This window comes from Geodermatophilus sp. YIM 151500 (assembly GCF_025716945.1).
Lineage (GTDB): Bacteria > Actinomycetota > Actinomycetes > Mycobacteriales > Geodermatophilaceae > YIM-151500.
The window spans coordinates 717,102-733,424 of the sequence record NZ_JAOVZT010000001.1 but is presented as its reverse complement, the minus strand read 5'-3'; the positions used below and the strand labels follow the sequence as shown (position 1 = coordinate 733,424).

The following is a 16,323-nucleotide window of genomic DNA, read 5'->3' as shown; positions in this document are numbered from 1 at the left end:
GAGCGTGGTCACCACCATCCCCCCACCCGCGCGTGCGCGGGCCCAGCTGTCCGCCGCCGACGTCCGCATCGTGCGGTCCGGCCGCGCCGTGCTCGACGGCGTGTCGCTGGCGGTGTCGCCGGGGTCCCGGTGGGGCGTCGTCGGCGAGAACGGCCGCGGCAAGTCCACCCTGCTGCAGATCCTGGCCGGAACGCTGGCGCCCGACAGCGGCGCGGTGCACCGCATCGGCACGCTCGGCGTGGTCGAGCAGGAGATGCCGGTCGAGGTCGGCGCCACCGTCGGCGGCGCGGTGGCGCAGGAACTCGCCGGCGCACGGGCGGCGCTCCACGCGCTGGAGGCGAGCACCGCGGCCCTGGCCGACGGCGCGCCCGGCGCGGAGCGCCAGTTCGCGGCCGCCCTCGAGGCGGCGGAGGCCCTCGACGCCTGGGACGCCGACCGTCGCGTCGACGTGGCGCTGGAGAGCCTGGGTGCGGTAACCGACCGGTCCCGCCCGCTGCGCGAGCTGTCGGTCGGGCAGCGGTACCGGGTGCGGCTCGCGTGCCTGCTCGGCGCGGGGCACGACTTCCTGCTGCTCGACGAACCGACGAACCACCTGGACGCTGCCGGGCTGGAGTTCCTCACCGCCCGGCTGCGGTCGCATCCCGGCGGGGTGGTCGTGGTCAGCCACGACCGGGCCCTGCTGACCGAGGTGGCCACGTCGATCCTGGATCTCGACCCCGGCCGGGACGGCCGCCCCCGCGCCTACGGCGACGGCTTCGCCGGCTACCGGGCCGGGCGCCGCGCGGAGCTGGCGCGCTGGGAGGTGGAGTACGAGCAGCAGCAGGCCGAGGTCGCCCGACTCACGCAGGACCTGTCCCGGGCGCAGGACCGGCTGGTGACCGGCTGGCGGCCGGACAAGGGCACCGGCAAACACCAGCGGGCCACCCGCGCGCCCGCGCTGGTGCGTGCGGTGCACCGCCGGCAGGACGAGCTGCAGCGGCACGCGGTGACCGCGCCGCAGCCGCCGCTGCGGTTCCGGATGCCCGACCTGCCGGCCCGGCCGGGAGTGCCGCTGGTCGTCGCCGACGACGTGCTGGTCACCGGGCGGATGCGGCACCCGGTGTCGGTGGTGATCGAGTCCGGGTCCCGGCTGGTGATCGCCGGTCCGAACGGGGCCGGCAAGTCCACCCTGCTGTCCGTGCTGATCGGCGAGCTGGCGCCCGACCGGGGCCAGGTCCGCCGCGGCCGCACGACCCGGGCGCGGCTGCTCCGCCAGGAGTCGCCGCGGGCCGACGCGGCCTCGGCGGCGGAGGCCTTCGCCGCGCACGTGCGGGCGCTGGTGCGCGCCGGGGCCGTGGCCGAGGGCGAGACGGTCGAGCTGTCCGGGCTCGGCCTGTTCCGGCCGTCCGATCTGCATCGGCCGGTGCGGGAGCTGTCGATGGGCCAGCGACGGCGGCTGGACCTGGCGACGGCGCTGGCCGCGAGGCCGCACGTGCTGCTGCTGGACGAGCCGACCAACCACCTGTCGATCGCGCTGGTCGACGAGCTCACCGACGCGCTGCACGCCACGGAGGCGGCGGTCGTCGTCGCCACCCACGACCGGCAGATGCAGCGGGACCTGGCCCCCTGGCCACGCCTCGACCTGCTCGCATGCCCCGCCCGCGCCGACGGTGCCGGACCCTGCCGGACCTCGTCGCGTGACCGCGAGCTGACCCCCGAGGTCGTCACCGGCGCGGGGCCCGCCGGCCCGGGGCCCTCCGCCCCCGGGCCGGCGACGGTGTGAGCCTGGGGGGCTCAGCGGGCGTGCAGTGCGCGACGTACCGCCTGGGGAAGTGCCACCGCGTGCAGGGCGGCGGCCGTGACCTCGGCCGCTGCCGCCGATGTCGGTCCGAACGGTGACCCCTCGGGCTCGCAGACGGTGCCTTCGGCGGGCAGCGCACCGGTCACCAGGTACGCGGTGACATGGCTGTCCACGCAGAAGTTGCCGGCGGCGAAGGTCGCGGTGTGCCCCCAGCCCGCATAGGACAGCAACCGCGAGTTGGGCAGCAGTTCCGAGGCCGCCACCGCCCCGTGGTAGGGGGTCGCCGGGTCGAAGTGGTTGCCGACGACCAGCACGGGCGACGAGGTCTCCGCCGTCCACGGACCCGGGTAACGGTCCTGCCCGGCGGAGGTCGGCCACGACCGGCATGTGCTGTTGGCCCAGTTCCACAACCGGCCGAACCGGCCGAACCGGGCCTCGGCGCTGTCGGCGGCCGACTGCCACGCCGAGAAGGACGCCGGGTTCAGGCTGTCGGAGCAGGCGACGCCGGGCGGGCCCTCCACGACGTTCGGGTACTCCTCCTGCGCCGCGCCGTCCAACCCCAGGCCTGAGCGGAGCGCGGCCACGCGGTGCCCCAGCTCGGCCGGGGAGAGCAGCTGCTCGAGGTCGGCGAGCAGGAACGCGAGGTCGGGCCAGATGAACGGGGCGTACAGCGCACCCACCGTGACGGCGATCAGGTCGTTGTAGGTGATCGTGAACGTCCCGCCGGTGACCGGGTCGGTGATGGTGACCGGGTGTCCGCGCAGCCGCTCGCCCAGGGCCGCGTACCGCCCGCTCGCGTCCCCGGAGAAGGCGCACTCCGCACCGGCCTCGTCGCACAGCCGGAAGAACTCCTCGAGGCTGCGCGCGGCGCCGTCGGCGCTGCCGATGCGGGTGCCGATCGGGGTGGTCCCGGCTTCCTCGCCCTGGCCCGTGGTCCACGCGACCGGGTCGATCACGCCGTCGATGACGAGGGCCCCGACCCGCGACGGGAACAAGTTGGCGTAGTGCTGGCCGAGCACCGAGCCGTAGGAGAAGCCGAGGTAGTTCACCTTCTCGTCGCCGAACGCCTCCCGCAGCAGGTCCATGTCGCGGGCCACGTCGGCGGTGGACATGTGGTCGAGGATGGCGCCGCCGTTGCGGGCACACGCGGCAGCCAGTTCGTCGTCGGACACCCGCAGGTCCCGCTCCTCGGCCGGGGTGTCCGGGTACGGGAACGGCGGCAGGAGCGTGATCGCCTGCTCGAAGGTGTCGAAGCAGCGCAGCGGCGTGCTGAGGTTGATCCCGCGGGGGTCGAACCCGACGATGTCGAAACGCGACCGCAGCTCCAGCGGCAGGACCTTGGCCACGGCGCGGACGAAGTCGACGCCGGATCCGCCCGGGCCACCCGGGTTGAGCATCAGCGAGCCGATGCGCTGCTCGGGCGCTCCCGCGGGGAGCCGGATCACCGAGATGCCGATCTGGTCGCCGTCCGGGTCGCCGTGGTCCAGCGGGGCCGGCACCCGCGCGCATTCGAAGCCGTCCCGGCAGTCCACCCAGGTCACGCCGGTCGCGGAAGCGGCGGAGGGGCTCGCCGACGGAGCGGCGTGGGCGGGCAGCGCGAGGAGGGGCGCGCTCAGCGCTGCCGTGGCGATGGTGGCGAGTCCGACGCGGACGCGGCCGCGCGGCAGCTCGGGACGGATCATGCGGGCTCCCGCGGTCTTCGGGTGGAGGTGAGTCGCCCATTCGCCTGATCTCGGCGCCTGATGCCGACGTTCACCTCGGTAGCCGGAGCGCTCGCAGCGGCGTCGACAGCGCTGCCCGAAGCTACACGCCGTCGTTCATGAACACCATGGACGCGGCACCGCCTCGGGTCCGTGGAAGGAAGTGTCGATCCGCGTGGCCGCGGGCGACCGGCCGCCGTCAGCGGCGCCGGATGTCGTGACGTCCGCCCCGCGGAGCACGACGGGGTGGGCGCAGACCGCTGCGCAGGGCCAACCGGATCACCCGCGCGCGGTGCGGCCGGTACGGCTCGAGCAGCTCCAGCATCCGGCCGTCGTCGCACCCCGGCTCCCGAGCCAGCACCCAGCCGACGACCGAGGGCAGCCCGTCGTCCCCGACGACGACAGCGTCCCGGTCACCCCAGGTGTAGGTGGCCAGGCAGCCGGCGGTCCACGGGCCCACCCCCCGGACCGACCGGAGCGCCGGCAGCGCCCGGTCGGCGTCGCCGTCGGCCGACGCGGCGAGTCGGCGAGCCGCCTGCGCGGCGTGCATCAGGTGGTCGGCGCGCCGCCGTTCGATGCCGAACCGGTGGAGGTCGGCGTAGCCCGACCGGGCGAGCGACTCACCAACCCCATCCACCCCGCGGACGCCGCCGCGGCGTGCGCCGAGGCCCTCGGGGCACCCTCCGGCACATCCATCGAGGCGGGCGGTCCGGAGACCCTCTCCCGCGAGGACATCGTCCGGCTCGCCTTCCGGGCGGTGGGTCGGGAGGCCCGCATCGTGCACGTGCCTCCGGCGCTGCTGTTCGCCGCCGCCTGGGCGCTGCGCCCGGTGAATCCCCACGTGGGGGAGTTCGTGCAGTTCGGGACCGCTGCCTTCACGCACGACTTCGTGGCTCCGAGCCGCGGACGCCACCGGATCGGCGAGCACTTCCGAGCGCCCGCCCGGGCCTGAGCAGACCGGTTGCGAGCGGCGCGGCGGCGTGACCAGCGGGCAGCCGCCGGCCGGCGGGCTGCCCGACGGCAACGGTGCGGACCGCGCGCACGATCCGCCCCCGCGGTCGCCCGTGCGGGTCGACAGTGGTCGGCGCGTGCCGCCGGTCCCGTCCGGTCCGGCGTCGTCCGCCGGCGGCCAGCCCGCCCAGGAAGGGACAGCGACATGAGCGAGACCGACGTCCTCGTCGTGGGTGCCGGCCCGACCGGCCTCATGCTGGCCTGCGAGCTCGCGCTGCGCGGGGTGCGCTGCCGGGTGGCCGAGCAGCGCAGCGAGCAGCCGAACATCACCCGGGCCTTCGCCGTGCACGCCCGCACGCTCGAGGTGCTGGACGCCCGCGGCCTCGCCGACGAGCTGCTCGCCCGCGGGCACCCGGTGCAGGAGGTCCAGCCCGCGCCGGGTGCCGTGGTCGACCTGCGCACCCTCGACAGCCGCTTCCCCCTGATCCTCATGGCGCCCCAGAGCGCGACCGAGCACGTGCTGGAGGACCGCGCCCGCGCGCTCGGCGTCGAGTTCGCCCGCGGCGTGCGGGTCATCGGCCTGCGTCAGGACACCGACCGGGTGCTGGTCGACGTCTCCTCGGGCCGCACGGAGGAGGCGGCCTTCGTCGTCGGCTGCGACGGCGCGCACAGCACGGTCCGCCGGCTGCTCGGCGTCGACTTCGTCGGCAGCCAGTACGAGACGCACATCATGCTCGCCGACGTCCGGCTCGACCGGCCCCCGTCGGAGACCCTGTTCGCCGCCGCCGGCCCGGAGGGCGTCGTCCTGGTCATCCCGTTCGGCGACGGGTGGTTCCGGGCCATCGCGTGGGACCGGCGGCGCGACCGCGTACCCCTCGACGTCCCCCTGCCGGCGGAGGAGATGCGCGACAGCGTCACGAGGATCGCGGGGACCGACTTCGGGATGGGCGAGCAGCGGTGGAGCTCCCGGTTCCTCAGCGAGCGCCGGCAGGCCCGCCGCTACCGCGTCGGGCGGGCCTTCCTCGCCGGCGACGCCGCGCACGTCCACTCACCGCTGGGCGGCCAGGGCATGAACACCGGCATCCAGGATGCGATGAACCTCGGGTGGAAGCTCGCCGCCGTCGTCCGGGACGGCGCCGGGGCGTGGCTGCTCGACAGCTACGAGGCGGAGCGGCACCCGGTGGGCGCCCAGGTGCTCGCCCTGACCGACGGCTTCAACCGCCTGGTCCTCGGGCGCTCGGCGGTGGGCCGCGCCGCGCGCCGGATGGCCATCCGCACGCTGCTGCGCGTGGGGCCCGCGCGACGCGAGCTGGTCGGGCGGCTCACGGGAATCGGCCTGGCGTACCCGCGCCGGCGCGGCGAGCACCCTTGGACCGGACGGCGCATGCCGGACCTGGCCTGTGCGGACGGGCGCGTCAACGAGCTGCTCCGGGACGGCCGGTTCCTCCTGGTCGACCGGACCGGCGCGGGCACTGCCGCGCGGTCGGTCGCGGACGCCTCGACCGCGGTGCGGACCGTCCGCTGCGGCGGCCCGGCACCGCAGCGGTTCCCCGCGGTGCTCCTCGTCCGTCCCGACGGGTACGTCGCCTGGGCCGCGGAGGACGGCGAGGACGTGGCCGCAGCCGCGGTGTCGGCCACCGCGCGGTGGTGCGGGAGGCGCGTGGGCGCCGCGGGCTCGGACGCCGGCCGGGGCGCCCCCGTCTGAGCGCCGGAGCGGCCGTCGTCATCCCGCGGCCACGGCGGAGCGGGTGCCCGTCGGGGCGCCGTCACCGACGTCGAGCCGGAACAGCTCCGCCCGGGAGGTGAGGCCCAGCTTCACGAAGACCTTGCGCAGGCGGTGGTCGACGGTGCGCGGGCTGAGGAACAGCTGGGCGGCGACGTCCCGGTTCGTCGCGCCGTCGCGGACGATCCGCACGATCTGCAGCTCCTGCGGGGTGAGCTGGTCGGCGGTGCTGGGGGCGCGCTTGCGGGCGGTCTCCCCGGTCGCCCGCAGCTCCGCTCGGGCCCGGGCCTCCCAGGGCCGGGCGCCGAGCCGCTCGAAGATCTCCAGGGCGAGCCTCAGGTGCACGCGGGCGTCGACCCGGCGGCGCTGCCGTCGCAACCACTCGCCGTGCAGCAGGTGCGTGCGGGCCGTCTGCAGGGGCAGGGGGGTCGCCTCCAGCAGCTCGCCGGCCTCGTGGAACAGCTCGTCGGCGTCCGGCGGGGCGAGGTCGAGACCCTCCGTCGCCAGGGCGGCGGCCGCTGCCAGGTGGCCGCGTGCGCAGTCGGCGTAGACGCAGTACTCCGACGCGTGCGGCAGCCAGATGCTGAGGTGGCCGCTGCGTGCCACCCGCACCGCACGCTCGGCGAGCTGGGCCGCGGTGACCTGGTCGCCGTACGAGGCGGCCGCGTGGCACAGCACGGTGAGCTGCTGCAGGTCCTCGACCTGCCCGGCCCGCTCCGTGGCGGCGCGGAGCAGCGCCACCCCCGAGTCCACCCGCCCGGTCACCACGTGGCCGAAGCCGACCGCGACCAGCTTGTGCAGGACGGCGTCCCGGTCCTCCCCGGGGTCCACGGTGTCGGCGACGGCACCGGCCGCGGCCAGCCCCTCGACGTCACCGACGTAGCCGGCGGCCTCCTGGGCCAGCACGAGCATGGCCAGCGCCGTACCGGGTGCCACCCGAGCCGCCGGCCCGGCCCCGGCGAGGAGGATGCGGTGGGCCTCCGCCGAGGACCCGCGGCGCCACTCGAGCAGCCCCCGCACGTGCGTCGCCTCCGCACGGACGACCGGGTTCGACATCCGCGGAGCGGCGGCGTCCAGTGCGGCGTACGCCTTCTGCGGCACCGCCGCCAGCCACGCGGACCGGGCGGCCTCGACGAACCGCCGGGCCGCCCGGTTCCCGTCCGAGGTGAGCACCGCCGCCCGCTCGTGGCCACTCGCCGCGACGGCGTGCGCGGCGCGGCGAGCGGGGTCCCGTCGATCCGCAGCAGCGACCGCGCCTCGGCCTCGTGCAGCGCGTCCTCCGGTGCTCCGAGCCGTTCGCCGGCCCGGGTGACCACCTCGACCTGCCCGGTCGTGTCGAGGGCCGCGACCAGCACGGCCGAACGGGCGTGCGACGCGAGGCCGCGGACCTGACCGAGGAATGCTCGCTCGAGGTCGTCGCTGAGCGGCAGGAGGTCGGGGAGCGGAGCGCGACCGGCGACCTGCTCGGGCGTCAGCAGCCGGGTGAGCTCGCGGACGGCGAGCGGGTTGCCGGCGGTGACCTCGACGAGCCCGTCGACGACCGCGTCGGGAGGCGTGGTGCCGCTGACGTCCTCGATCAGGGCGGCCACGGACCCGCGCGGCAGGCCGCCGAGCTCGATCCGCCGGATCTCCGGGACGTCCAGCCGGTGGGTTGTGCTGCTGCGGATGGCGAACAGGACGGCGACCCCCTCCGCCGACAGCCGTCGCGCGGCGAAGACCAGGGCGTCCGCGGACGCCGGATCGGCCCACTGGGCGTCGTCCACGAGGCAGACCAGGCCTCGGTCGCCGGCCGCCTCGCCCAGCAGCGACAGCACTCCGGCGGCGACGAGGAACCGGTCGCGCCCAGCGGCGTCGGTGAGCCCAACCGCGGCGCCCGGCGCGGCCGCCTGCGGGGGCGGGAGCGCGGGGACCAGGTGGAGCACCGGCCCCAGCAACTGGTGGAGGGTGGCGAAGGGCAGCTCCGTCTCGGCCTCGACGCCGGCCGCGCGGAGCACCCGCAGGTCGGGTGCGGCCCGCGCCGCGCGGTGCAGCAGCGCGGTCTTGCCGATGCCGGCGTCCCCCACGAGGACGACCGCCGCGCTCGTGTCCGCGCGCACGGCCCGCACCACGTCGTCCAGGAGGGCGCACTCGGCCTCGCGGCCATGCAGCACGGCGCCAGGGTATCGGCAACGCCCGGTGCCGACACCGGTCCGCAGTCCGGCGAGGAGGGCTCAGACGTGGGTTCCGCGCCGGGTCCAGCCGTAGGCGGCGGTGGCCAGGAACAGCAGCCCGCCGACGACCATCAGCCAGAACAGGCCCTCGAGCACGGCGCCGACGACGGTGATCACGAGCCAGACGACGAGCAGCAGCCCGAGCAGACGCAGCACGGGGTCCCTCCCTGATCGGTGGAGCGGCCGCTTGCGACCCTATGCCCTCGGACCACCCGTGCGGCGCCGCGAGGACGCGCGCCACCGACCGATCGGAGACCCGTGGGGGACGCCGGCGACGACATCGACGACCTCGACGCCCTCGTGGCGGCTCTGCCCGCCGGGGCCGCCGAGCTGGTGCGCGCCGCCGACGCGCTCATCCGCACCGTCGACCCGCAGGTGGTGCGCGTCGTCTGGCCGCACCAGCGCACGGTCGGTTACGGCGTCGGCCGCCGGAAGGGCAGCGAGCACTACTGCTACCTCGCCGTCTACGGCGACAAGGTGAACCTCGGGTTCAACCACGGCGCCGTCCTGCCCGACGAGGGCCGGCGGCTCGACGGCACCGGCAGGTCCTTCCGCAAGCTGGCCCTGCGCGGGCCCGCGACGTTCGACGACCCGGGGGTCGCCGAGCTGCTCCGGGCGGCGCGCGAGGAGCGGCTGCGCTCGCTCGGGCGTACCTGACCTGCACGGTTCCGCCGGCGTCGCGTTGCAGGCCGCGCCGGGCGGTGCGATGTTGCGACCACCGCGGAGTCCAGCCGCTGCGACCCCGGCCGGGCGCCACCGGCGGGCCGGCTCGTCGGCAGGGGCAGCCGGGACGACGCCCTGCCGGGAGGTCCGAGACCGATGCTGCGTGCGCTGTCGCGTCCCATGGTGACGCTGGTCGAGCGCTACATGCCCAACTCGCTCGTCTTCGCCGTCATCCTGACCTTCGTCGTGGCCGGCCTCGCGCTGGGCCTCACCGACGCCGGGCCGGTCGACGTCGTCCGCGCCTGGGGTGACGGGCTGGCGGGGCTGCTGGCCTTCATGACGCAGATCGCGCTCGTGCTGCTCTTCGGCTACACGCTGGCGCACACCCCGCCGGTGCACCGCTTCCTGGTCCGCGTCGCCGGTCTGCCCCGCTCGCCGAAGGCCGCCTACGCCTTCGTCGCGCTGGTCGCCGGCATCGCCTCGCTGATCAGCTGGGGGCTGGGACTGATCGTCGGCGGCATCCTCGCCATCGAGATCGGCCGCAGCGCGCGACGTCGCGGCGTCCGGGTGCACTACCCGCTGCTGGTGGCCTCGGCCTACTCCGGGTTCGTCGTGTGGCACATGGGCTACTCGGGGTCCGGCCCGCTCGCCGCCGCCACGGAGGGCAGCTTCTTCGCCGAGGAGTTCGGCGTCGTCCCGGTCACCGAGACCACGTTCTCGACGTGGAACATGATCGCCACGGTGCTCACCCTCGCCGCGGTCGCCGGCGCCATGGTGCTGATGGCGCCCCGGAGCGAAGACCCGGTCGTCGAGCTGCCCGACGACGCGGTCGAGGCCGACGAGGACGAACACGAGGGACCGGCCGGCGACCCGAGCCAGGGCGGCGCGCCCGTGCCGGCCGACGTCGGGCCGACGGCCAAGCCGGCGGCGACGCTGGCCGACCGCATCGACGGCGCTCGGGCGGTCACGCTGTCCATCGGCGTGGCGCTGCTGGTCTACCTGGCCGTGTACTTCGTCCAGGAGGGCTTCAACCTCACCCTCGACATCGTCAACTGGACCTTCCTCGCCGCGATCCTGCTGGTCGTCAAGTCGCCGCGGGAACTGGGCACGCTGGTCGCCGACGCCGGCCGCACGGTCGGCGAGGTGCTCATCCAGTACCCGCTCTACGCGGGCATCCTGGGCATGACCACCGCCACCGGCCTCGCGGCGGTCATCAGCGACTTCTTCGTCAGCATCGCAACCCCGGGCACGCTCGGCCTGTGGGCGTTCCTCGCCGCCGGGCTGCTCAACATGTTCGTACCCTCGGGCGGCGGCCAGTTCGCCGTCCAGGCGCCGATCTTCATGGGCAGCGCGGAGTCCCTCGGGGTCGACGCGGCGCCGATCATCATGGCCATCTCGTACGGCGACCAGTGGACCAACATGATCCAGCCGTTCTGGACCCTGCCGCTGCTGGCGGTGGCCCGCCTGGGCGTCCGCGACATCCTCGGTTACACGATCATCACGCTGGTGGTCAGCGGGATCATCTTCGCGGGGACGCTGCTCGTCGTCGGCGCCGGCTGACCGGCCGCCCCGGCGGGCGGCATCCGTGGCGGTGCTCCACGATCGACGCCATGGCCTACCGCGCTGCCGACGACCGCTACGCCTCCATGACCTACCGGCGCACCGGGCGCAGCGGCCTGGACCTGCCGGCGATCAGCCTCGGGCTGTGGCACAACTTCGGCGACGACGTCCCGTTCGACCGGCAGCGGCAGATCCTCCGGCGGGCCTTCGACCTGGGAATCACGCACTTCGACCTGGCCAACAACTACGGACCGCCGTACGGCTCCGCGGAGACCAACTTCGGCCGGCACCTGGCCGACGACTTCCGTCCGTACCGGGACGAGCTGGTGATCTCCAGCAAGGCCGGCTACGACATGTGGCCCGGCCCCTACGGCCAGGGCGGCGGCTCGCGCAAGTACGTGCTGGCCAGCCTCGACCAGTCGCTGCGGCGGATGGGCCTGGAGTACGTCGACATCTTCTACTCGCACCGGCCCGACCCGACCACGCCGCTCGAGGAGACGATGGGGGCGCTGGACACCGCCGTCCGCTCGGGGAAGGCGCTCTACGCCGGCATCTCCTCCTACTCGCCGGCGGACACGGCCGAGGCGGCGCGCATCCTGGCCGACCTGGGGACGCCGCTGCTGATCCACCAGCCCTCGTACTCGATGCTCAACCGCTGGATCGAGACCGAGGGCCTGCTGGACACCCTCGCCGAGGTCGGCGCCGGGTGCATCGCCTTCTCGCCGCTGGCCCAGGGGATGCTCACCGACAAGTACCTGGACGGCGTGCCCGAGGGCTCGCGCGCCAGCCAGGGCAAGTCGCTGTCGACCGACCTGCTCACCGACGAGGCGGTCGAGCGGATCCGGGCGCTGGACGGGATCGCGGGCAAGCGCGGTCAGAGCCTGGCGCAGATGGCCCTCGCCTGGGCGCTGCGCGACGAGCGGGTGACCACGGTGCTCGTCGGCGCCAGCAGCGTCCGGCAGCTGGAGCAGAACATCGCCGCGCTGGAGCGGCTCGACTTCACCGACGACGAGCTCACGGCGATCGACGAGCACGCGGTCGACGCCGGCATCGACCTGTGGGCCGGGCCGCGCACCGCCCGGTGAGCCGGCTCGGTCCGTGCGCCGCCCGGGGAGCCGGCTCAGTACCGCTCTTTGGGGATGAGGATCCAGAGCGCGATGTAGACGAGCTCCCCCACGCCGAACAGGCCGAACAGCACGAAGCCGAGGCGCACGAGCCCGCGGGACAGGCCGAACCGGTCGGCCAGCGCCGCGCAGACGCCGGCGATGACCTTGCCGGAGCGGGGGCGGACGAGTGTGGAAGCCATGCCGGACGCTACCCCGTGGGCGGGTCCGGCACGACGGCTCCGTACGGGCACACGGCAGTCGGCGAGCCGGCGTCCGCGTCCTCGACGCGTCGCGCCCGGCCCGGCAGGCTGGCCGGGACGGTGCGTCGGGAAGGACGGCGGCGATGGCAGCGCGCTACGAGTACAAGGTCGAGGAGCTCCGTGAGGGGCTCGTCGGAGGCAAGATGAGCGGCGGCAAGCTGGAGAAGGTGCTGAACGAGCACGCCCGGCAGGGGTGGCAGCTGAAGGCCATCACCTCGGTCGAGGTCAAGGGCCGGATCGGCCCGGGCGGCGTCGAGGGTGTGCTGGTCACCTTCGAGCGTCCGGTCGCCTGACGGGTCCGTCGTCCGCGAGCGGTGGCTACCCCGCCGCGCCGAGCTCGGCGACGAGGGTGCGGACCCGCCGCTCGATCTCGTCGCGGATGGGGCGGACGGCCTCGACGCCCTTGCCGGCCGGGTCGTCGAGCTGCCAGTCGAGGTAGCGCTTGCCGGGGAAGACCGGGCAGGCGTCGCCGCAGCCCATGGTGATGACCACGTCGGAGGCCTCGACGGCGTCGGTCGTGAGCACCTTCGGCTGCTGGGCCGAGATGTCGATACCGACCTCGGCCATCGCCGCTACGGCGGCCGGGTTCACCCGGTCGCCGGGCAGCGAACCGGCCGAACGCACCTCCACGGATCCACCGGCCAGGTGCCGCAGCCAGCCGGCGGCCATCTGCGACCGGCCGGCGTTGTGCACGCACACGAACAGGACGCTGGGTCGGCGGCTCACGACGTCTCCTCGGACGGGTGGGTGGGGGGCGAGTCGGACGGCTGGGGTAGGGGCACGGCGGGCCACGGCCCCGCCGTGGCGGCCGGCCGGCCGCTCATGACGCCTCCGTCCGCGCGGAGGGCAGGTCGGGCGGCGGCCGGTCCGGCAGCGTCCAGGGTGAGGTCGGGGTCATGTGGCTCGCTCCGATCGTCAGGTCCCCCGGGGACCATCCGGGATCCGTGATGGGGGCCGGACGGGCCGGCACCGTCGTGCGGGACGACGGCCGTCCCGGCGGTCGCGGCCACCTGCGGGTACAGCAGCGCGACGACGGCGACCGCAACCGCTCCGCCGACGAGCTGCATGACCAGGAACATGGGCACCGAGGCCGGCGCGATGCCGGCGAAGGTGTCCGACAGCGTGCGGGCGACGTCGATCATCGGGTTGGCGAAGCTCGTCGACGACGACCACCAGTACGCCGCCGTGATGTAGGAGCCCACGGCGAAGGGCGCCAACCCGGCCCGGCCCGCTCGGACCAGTCCGAAGACCAGGACCACGAGCCCGAACGTCGCCACGGCCTCTGACAACCACAACCCGCCGCCCGACCTGTCCCGCGTCGACAGGGTGACCGCAGGCAGGCCGAACATCAGGTTCGCCAGGAGTGCGCCGGCGACACCGCCGACCACCTGCGCCGAGAGGTACGCGGCGACCTGCCGGTTGCCCACGCCGCCGAAGGCCCGCGCGGCCAGGGTGACGACCGGGTTGAAGTGCCCGCCGGAGACCGGTCCGAAGGCGAGGATCAGGGCCACCAATCCGGCGCCGGTGACCACGGCGTTCTGCAGCAGCTGCAGGCCGACGTCGTCCGGCGAGAGCCGCTGCGCGGCGATGCCCGAGCCGATGACGACGGTGACCAGCCCGGCCGAGCCGAGGAACTCCGCCAGCGACTGCCGGGCCAGGACGGTCAGCCGCACGGCCGCCGCACCGCCAGGGCAAGCCGCGAGCGGGACGCGAGCGCCGCCAGTCCGGCGGACATCCGCTCGAGCCGGTCGGGCACCAACCGGTGGTAGGCGTACCGCCCCGCTTGCTCGCTGACGACCAGCCCGGCCTCGCGCAGCACCCGCAGGTGGTTGGAGACGTTGGTCTGCGTGGCCCCCAGCTCCTCGACGAGGTGGCAGGTGCACAGCTGCTCCCCGGCCAGCAGCTCGAGGATCCGGCGACGCGTCGGGTCGGCGAGCGCGCGCGCCACGCCGTGGTCCACCAGCGGCGAGCGTTCTATCAGCACGCGCTGATGAGACGTCAGCCTGCCCGCCCGTGGCAAGCGAACCTTCGGTGAACGGCGCGGCCCGGCCGGTCAGGCCGTGGCCAGGGCGCCGCGCAGTCCCTCCAGGGCGGCCGGGACGACGGCGTACCAGATGTTGCGGCCGCGCCGCTCGCCGGTCACCAGGCCGGCGTCGGTCAGGACCTTGAGGTGGTGCGACACCGTCGGCTGGCTGCGACCGGCCGGTTCGACCAGGTCGCAGGCGCAGACGGCGCCCCCGTCGGCCGTGGCCAGCAGCGACACCAGGCGCAGCCGCACCGGATCGGCCAGGGCCGCGAACTGCCGCGCCAGGAGGCGCGCATCGGCCTCGTCGAGGGCCGCGGCGGTCAGCGGCGCGCAGCACGCGGGCGGGCCCGCCTCGTCGAGAACGGTCAGCTCGGGCACCGGCATCCGGCTCTCCTCCAGCAACATATTGACAGGCATCGATGCTAGCGACATCCTCCTGTATCGACAACCGTCGATACATGGCGCCCCGTGCGCCGCGATCCCAGGAGGGTTCACGTGTCCCGTGTGCAGCTGGCACTCCGCGTCGCCGACCTCGACGCCGCGATCGACTTCTACTCCCGCCTGTTCGCCGCTCCGCCGGCCAAGCGCCGTCCCGGGTACGCCAACTTCGCGATCACCGAGCCCCCGCTCAAGCTGGTCCTGCTCGAAGGCCGGCCGGGTGAGCCGACGCGGCTGGACCACCTCGGCGTCGAGGTGCCGACCCGCGAGGAGGTCACCACGGCCACCGGCCGGCTGACCGGCGAGGGGCTGGCCACCCGCGTGGAGGAGGGGACGACCTGCTGCTACGCCGTCCAGGACAAGGTCTGGGTCACCGGACCCGGCGGGGAGCCGTGGGAGGTCTACACCGTCACCGCCGACGCCCGCCCCGATCTGGAGGGCGAGACGCGCGCCGAGCTGTCCGCGGTCCGCGGCGACGGCACCTGCTGCGGGTCCGGCTCGACGTCCGCGACGGCCGCCTGCTGCTGACGCGCAGGAGGGCAGCGGGTGCGCTGCCGCCGGGTTCCGCGCACCGGAGCCGGGCGGCAGCGCACACACTGTTGCCCCGACGGCACGAAGGGGAGGCGCGTGGACTACGACGAGGTCGCCGACGAGCTCTACGGCCTGCACCCCGACGAGTTCATGGCCGCGCGCACCGCCCGCGAGCGGGAGGCGCGGGCGGGCGGCGACCGGGCACTCGCCGCCGCGATCAAGGCGCTGGGCAAGCCGTCGACCCCCGCGTGGGTGGCGAACGTCCTGGTTCGCCACCAGCGGGAGGAGATCGAGAACCTGGTGGAGCTCGGCGGTCTGCTGCGGGACGCGCAGAGCAGCCTCGCCGGCGACCAGCTCCGGGCCCTCGACGTGCAGCGGCGCCAGCTGGTCGGCGCGTTGACCCGGCAGGCGCGGGGCATCGCCGCCGAGCTCGGCCACCCGGTCAGCACGGGCGTCGCCGCCCAGGTCGAGGAGACCCTGCGGGCCGCCCTGGCCGACCCGGACGCCGGCGGGGCGCTGCTGGCCGGCCGGCTCACCGGGCCGCTGTCCTACAGCGGGCTGGGCACCGTCGACCGGCCGGACCTGCACCTCGTGCGCCCCCCCGCCCGGCCCGGGCCCGCCCGCGGTGGGCCCTCCCGCGGCGAGCGGCCGGCCCGGCGCGGCGGGGACGTCGACGCCCGTCGCCGGGCCGAGACGGAACGGCAGGAGGAGGCGCGCCGCGCGGCCGAGGAGCGCCGGTGGCGCGAACTCGCCGAGGCCCGGCTCGCCGTGGCCGGCGCCGAGCGGGACGCCGAGGACGCCGCCGAGGCGCTCGACGACGCCCGGCAGCGCGCCGAGGAGCTCGCCGCCCGGCACGACGGCCTGCTCGGGCGGGTCGAGGAGCTGACCGCCGAGCTCGCCCGCACCCGCGAGGAGTGCACGCGCGTCGGTGGTGAGCGCTCCCGGGCAGAGCGGCGCCGCGAGAGCGCGGAGCGGCGCAGCACCGACGCCGCGAGGACCCGTGACCGCGCCCGGGCGCGGGTCGAGCAGCTCGACGCGAGCGACTCCTGAGGCCGGGGGCGCCGGGGCCGCACGGGACGGCTGGGAGGAACGGGCGTCCAGCGGCAACAGGCGCGTTCCCGTTCTGTCACACCCCGGGCCTAGCGTCCGGGGTGTCGGATCCCAGCGACGACAGGAGGTCGCCATGAGCCAGGCAGTGACCAGCTTTGAGCAGCTCGACCTCGACATCTCCGTCGCCTGGATCGCGCTCGGGGTGGCCCGCACGGCGTTCGAGCGGTGCCCGTCGGCCGAGAACGAGCGGCGGGTGGGCGAGGCGGAGGGCTCGGTCGACCGGCTGCTCGACGCCCGCTTCGCCGCCCAGCAGTAGCGCCTCGGC

At 75.3% G+C, this 16,323-nt stretch carries 19 protein-coding genes and 1 pseudogene; 10 read left to right on the top strand and 10 right to left on the bottom strand.

Annotated features, from left to right (window positions below; genetic code table 11):
- The first annotated feature begins 4 nt into the window (after nucleotides 1-4).
- Entirely contained in the window at nucleotides 5-1,762 is a 1,758-nt protein-coding gene (locus OF117_RS03335) for an ABC-F family ATP-binding cassette domain-containing protein (RefSeq protein ID WP_263551366.1), read from the top strand.
- An 11-nt stretch (nucleotides 1,763-1,773) separates the two neighbouring features.
- Here OF117_RS03335 and OF117_RS03330 read toward each other — a convergent pair whose 3' ends face one another.
- Together OF117_RS03330 and OF117_RS03325 are read right to left on the bottom strand one after the other, a co-directional pair.
- The gene (locus tag OF117_RS03330; RefSeq protein WP_263551365.1) at nucleotides 1,774-3,462 is read right to left on the bottom strand and encodes an alpha/beta hydrolase; all 1,689 of its coding nucleotides are present in this window, start codon (nucleotides 3,460-3,462) and stop codon (nucleotides 1,774-1,776) included.
- A gap of 217 nt (nucleotides 3,463-3,679) precedes the next feature.
- Entirely contained in the window at nucleotides 3,680-4,030 is a 351-nt protein-coding gene (locus OF117_RS03325) for a hypothetical protein (RefSeq protein ID WP_263551364.1), read from the bottom strand.
- On the opposite strand from OF117_RS03325, the gene OF117_RS03320 reads away from it, so the two are divergent.
- Both OF117_RS03320 and OF117_RS03315 read left to right on the top strand, forming a co-directional pair.
- A complete protein-coding gene (locus OF117_RS03320) occupies nucleotides 4,025-4,432 on the top strand; it encodes a hypothetical protein (protein WP_263551363.1) in 408 nt (135 codons plus the stop codon). The two genes, OF117_RS03325 and OF117_RS03320, sit on opposite strands and share 6 nt — an antisense overlap.
- A 204-nt stretch (nucleotides 4,433-4,636) precedes the next feature.
- A complete protein-coding gene (locus OF117_RS03315) occupies nucleotides 4,637-6,136 on the top strand; it encodes an FAD-dependent monooxygenase (RefSeq protein ID WP_263551362.1) in 1,500 nt (499 codons plus the stop codon).
- Between the two features lie 18 nt (nucleotides 6,137-6,154).
- Here the strand turns inward: OF117_RS03315 and OF117_RS03310 are convergent, their stop codons facing one another.
- The 3 genes and pseudogenes from OF117_RS03310 to OF117_RS22210 all read right to left on the bottom strand — a co-directional run bounded on the left by OF117_RS03310 (nucleotide 6,155) and on the right by OF117_RS22210 (nucleotide 8,520).
- The gene (locus OF117_RS03310; protein ID WP_263551361.1) at nucleotides 6,155-7,327 is read right to left on the bottom strand and encodes a helix-turn-helix domain-containing protein; all 1,173 of its coding nucleotides are present in this window, start codon (nucleotides 7,325-7,327) and stop codon (nucleotides 6,155-6,157) included.
- Nucleotides 7,328-7,896: 569 nt separating this feature from the next.
- A pseudogene (locus tag OF117_RS22215) lies at nucleotides 7,897-8,250 on the bottom strand (AAA family ATPase); the annotation flags it as partial.
- Between the two features lie 114 nt (nucleotides 8,251-8,364).
- Complete coding sequence (locus OF117_RS22210; protein ID WP_411969407.1) at nucleotides 8,365-8,520, bottom strand: hypothetical protein; 156 nt, start codon at nucleotides 8,518-8,520, stop codon at nucleotides 8,365-8,367.
- A 102-nt stretch (nucleotides 8,521-8,622) separates the two neighbouring features.
- On the opposite strand from OF117_RS22210, the gene OF117_RS03300 reads away from it, so the two are divergent.
- The 3 genes from OF117_RS03300 to mgrA all read left to right on the top strand — a co-directional run bounded on the left by OF117_RS03300 (nucleotide 8,623) and on the right by mgrA (nucleotide 11,672).
- A complete protein-coding gene (locus OF117_RS03300) occupies nucleotides 8,623-9,021 on the top strand; it encodes a DUF1801 domain-containing protein (protein WP_263551359.1) in 399 nt (132 codons plus the stop codon).
- Nucleotides 9,022-9,183: 162 nt separating this feature from the next.
- On the top strand, nucleotides 9,184-10,587 hold the full coding sequence (locus OF117_RS03295; protein WP_263551358.1) for a short-chain fatty acid transporter: 1,404 nt from the start codon (nucleotides 9,184-9,186) through the stop codon (nucleotides 10,585-10,587).
- A 50-nt stretch (nucleotides 10,588-10,637) separates the two neighbouring features.
- Nucleotides 10,638-11,672 carry an L-glyceraldehyde 3-phosphate reductase gene (gene mgrA, locus OF117_RS03290; protein WP_263551357.1) on the top strand — a complete coding sequence of 345 codons (1,035 nt, stop codon included), beginning with the start codon at nucleotides 10,638-10,640 and terminating at the stop codon, nucleotides 11,670-11,672.
- A gap of 35 nt (nucleotides 11,673-11,707) precedes the next feature.
- On the opposite strand, the gene OF117_RS03285 is transcribed toward mgrA, so the two are convergent.
- The gene (locus OF117_RS03285) at nucleotides 11,708-11,893 is read right to left on the bottom strand and encodes a PspC domain-containing protein (protein ID WP_263551356.1); all 186 of its coding nucleotides are present in this window, start codon (nucleotides 11,891-11,893) and stop codon (nucleotides 11,708-11,710) included.
- 143 nt (nucleotides 11,894-12,036) lie between these two features.
- Here OF117_RS03285 and OF117_RS03280 point away from each other — a divergent pair, with 143 nt between their 5' ends.
- On the top strand, nucleotides 12,037-12,246 hold the full coding sequence (locus OF117_RS03280) for a DUF4177 domain-containing protein (protein ID WP_263551355.1): 210 nt from the start codon (nucleotides 12,037-12,039) through the stop codon (nucleotides 12,244-12,246).
- 25 nt (nucleotides 12,247-12,271) lie between these two features.
- On the opposite strand, the gene OF117_RS03275 is transcribed toward OF117_RS03280, so the two are convergent.
- The 4 genes from OF117_RS03275 to OF117_RS03260 all read right to left on the bottom strand — a co-directional run bounded on the left by OF117_RS03275 (nucleotide 12,272) and on the right by OF117_RS03260 (nucleotide 14,363).
- Nucleotides 12,272-12,679 (bottom strand): arsenate reductase ArsC, encoded by a 408-nt coding sequence (locus tag OF117_RS03275; protein WP_263551354.1) that lies wholly within the window; start codon nucleotides 12,677-12,679, stop codon nucleotides 12,272-12,274.
- Nucleotides 12,676-13,626, bottom strand: a complete 951-nt coding sequence (locus OF117_RS03270; protein WP_263551353.1) for an MIP/aquaporin family protein — start codon at nucleotides 13,624-13,626, stop codon at nucleotides 12,676-12,678. Before OF117_RS03270 ends, OF117_RS03275 begins: the two co-directional genes overlap by 4 nt.
- Nucleotides 13,617-13,937: an ArsR/SmtB family transcription factor gene (locus tag OF117_RS03265; RefSeq protein WP_263551352.1), complete on the bottom strand. Its 321-nt coding sequence runs from the start codon at nucleotides 13,935-13,937 to the stop codon at nucleotides 13,617-13,619. The genes OF117_RS03270 and OF117_RS03265 overlap by 10 nt, the downstream gene beginning before the upstream one ends.
- A 69-nt stretch (nucleotides 13,938-14,006) precedes the next feature.
- On the bottom strand, nucleotides 14,007-14,363 hold the full coding sequence (locus tag OF117_RS03260) for an ArsR/SmtB family transcription factor (protein WP_263551351.1): 357 nt from the start codon (nucleotides 14,361-14,363) through the stop codon (nucleotides 14,007-14,009).
- 111 nt (nucleotides 14,364-14,474) lie between these two features.
- Between OF117_RS03260 and OF117_RS03255 the strand changes: the two genes are divergently transcribed.
- From OF117_RS03255 to OF117_RS03245, 3 genes are all read left to right on the top strand, one after another.
- Nucleotides 14,475-14,945, top strand: coding sequence for an ArsI/CadI family heavy metal resistance metalloenzyme (locus OF117_RS03255; RefSeq protein ID WP_263551350.1), 471 nt, complete (start codon nucleotides 14,475-14,477; stop codon nucleotides 14,943-14,945).
- Between the two features lie 99 nt (nucleotides 14,946-15,044).
- Nucleotides 15,045-15,998 (top strand): hypothetical protein, encoded by a 954-nt coding sequence (locus OF117_RS03250; protein ID WP_263551349.1) that lies wholly within the window; start codon nucleotides 15,045-15,047, stop codon nucleotides 15,996-15,998.
- A gap of 133 nt (nucleotides 15,999-16,131) precedes the next feature.
- Complete coding sequence (locus OF117_RS03245; RefSeq protein WP_263551348.1) at nucleotides 16,132-16,314, top strand: hypothetical protein; 183 nt, start codon at nucleotides 16,132-16,134, stop codon at nucleotides 16,312-16,314.
- Nucleotides 16,315-16,323: the final 9 nt, after the last annotated feature.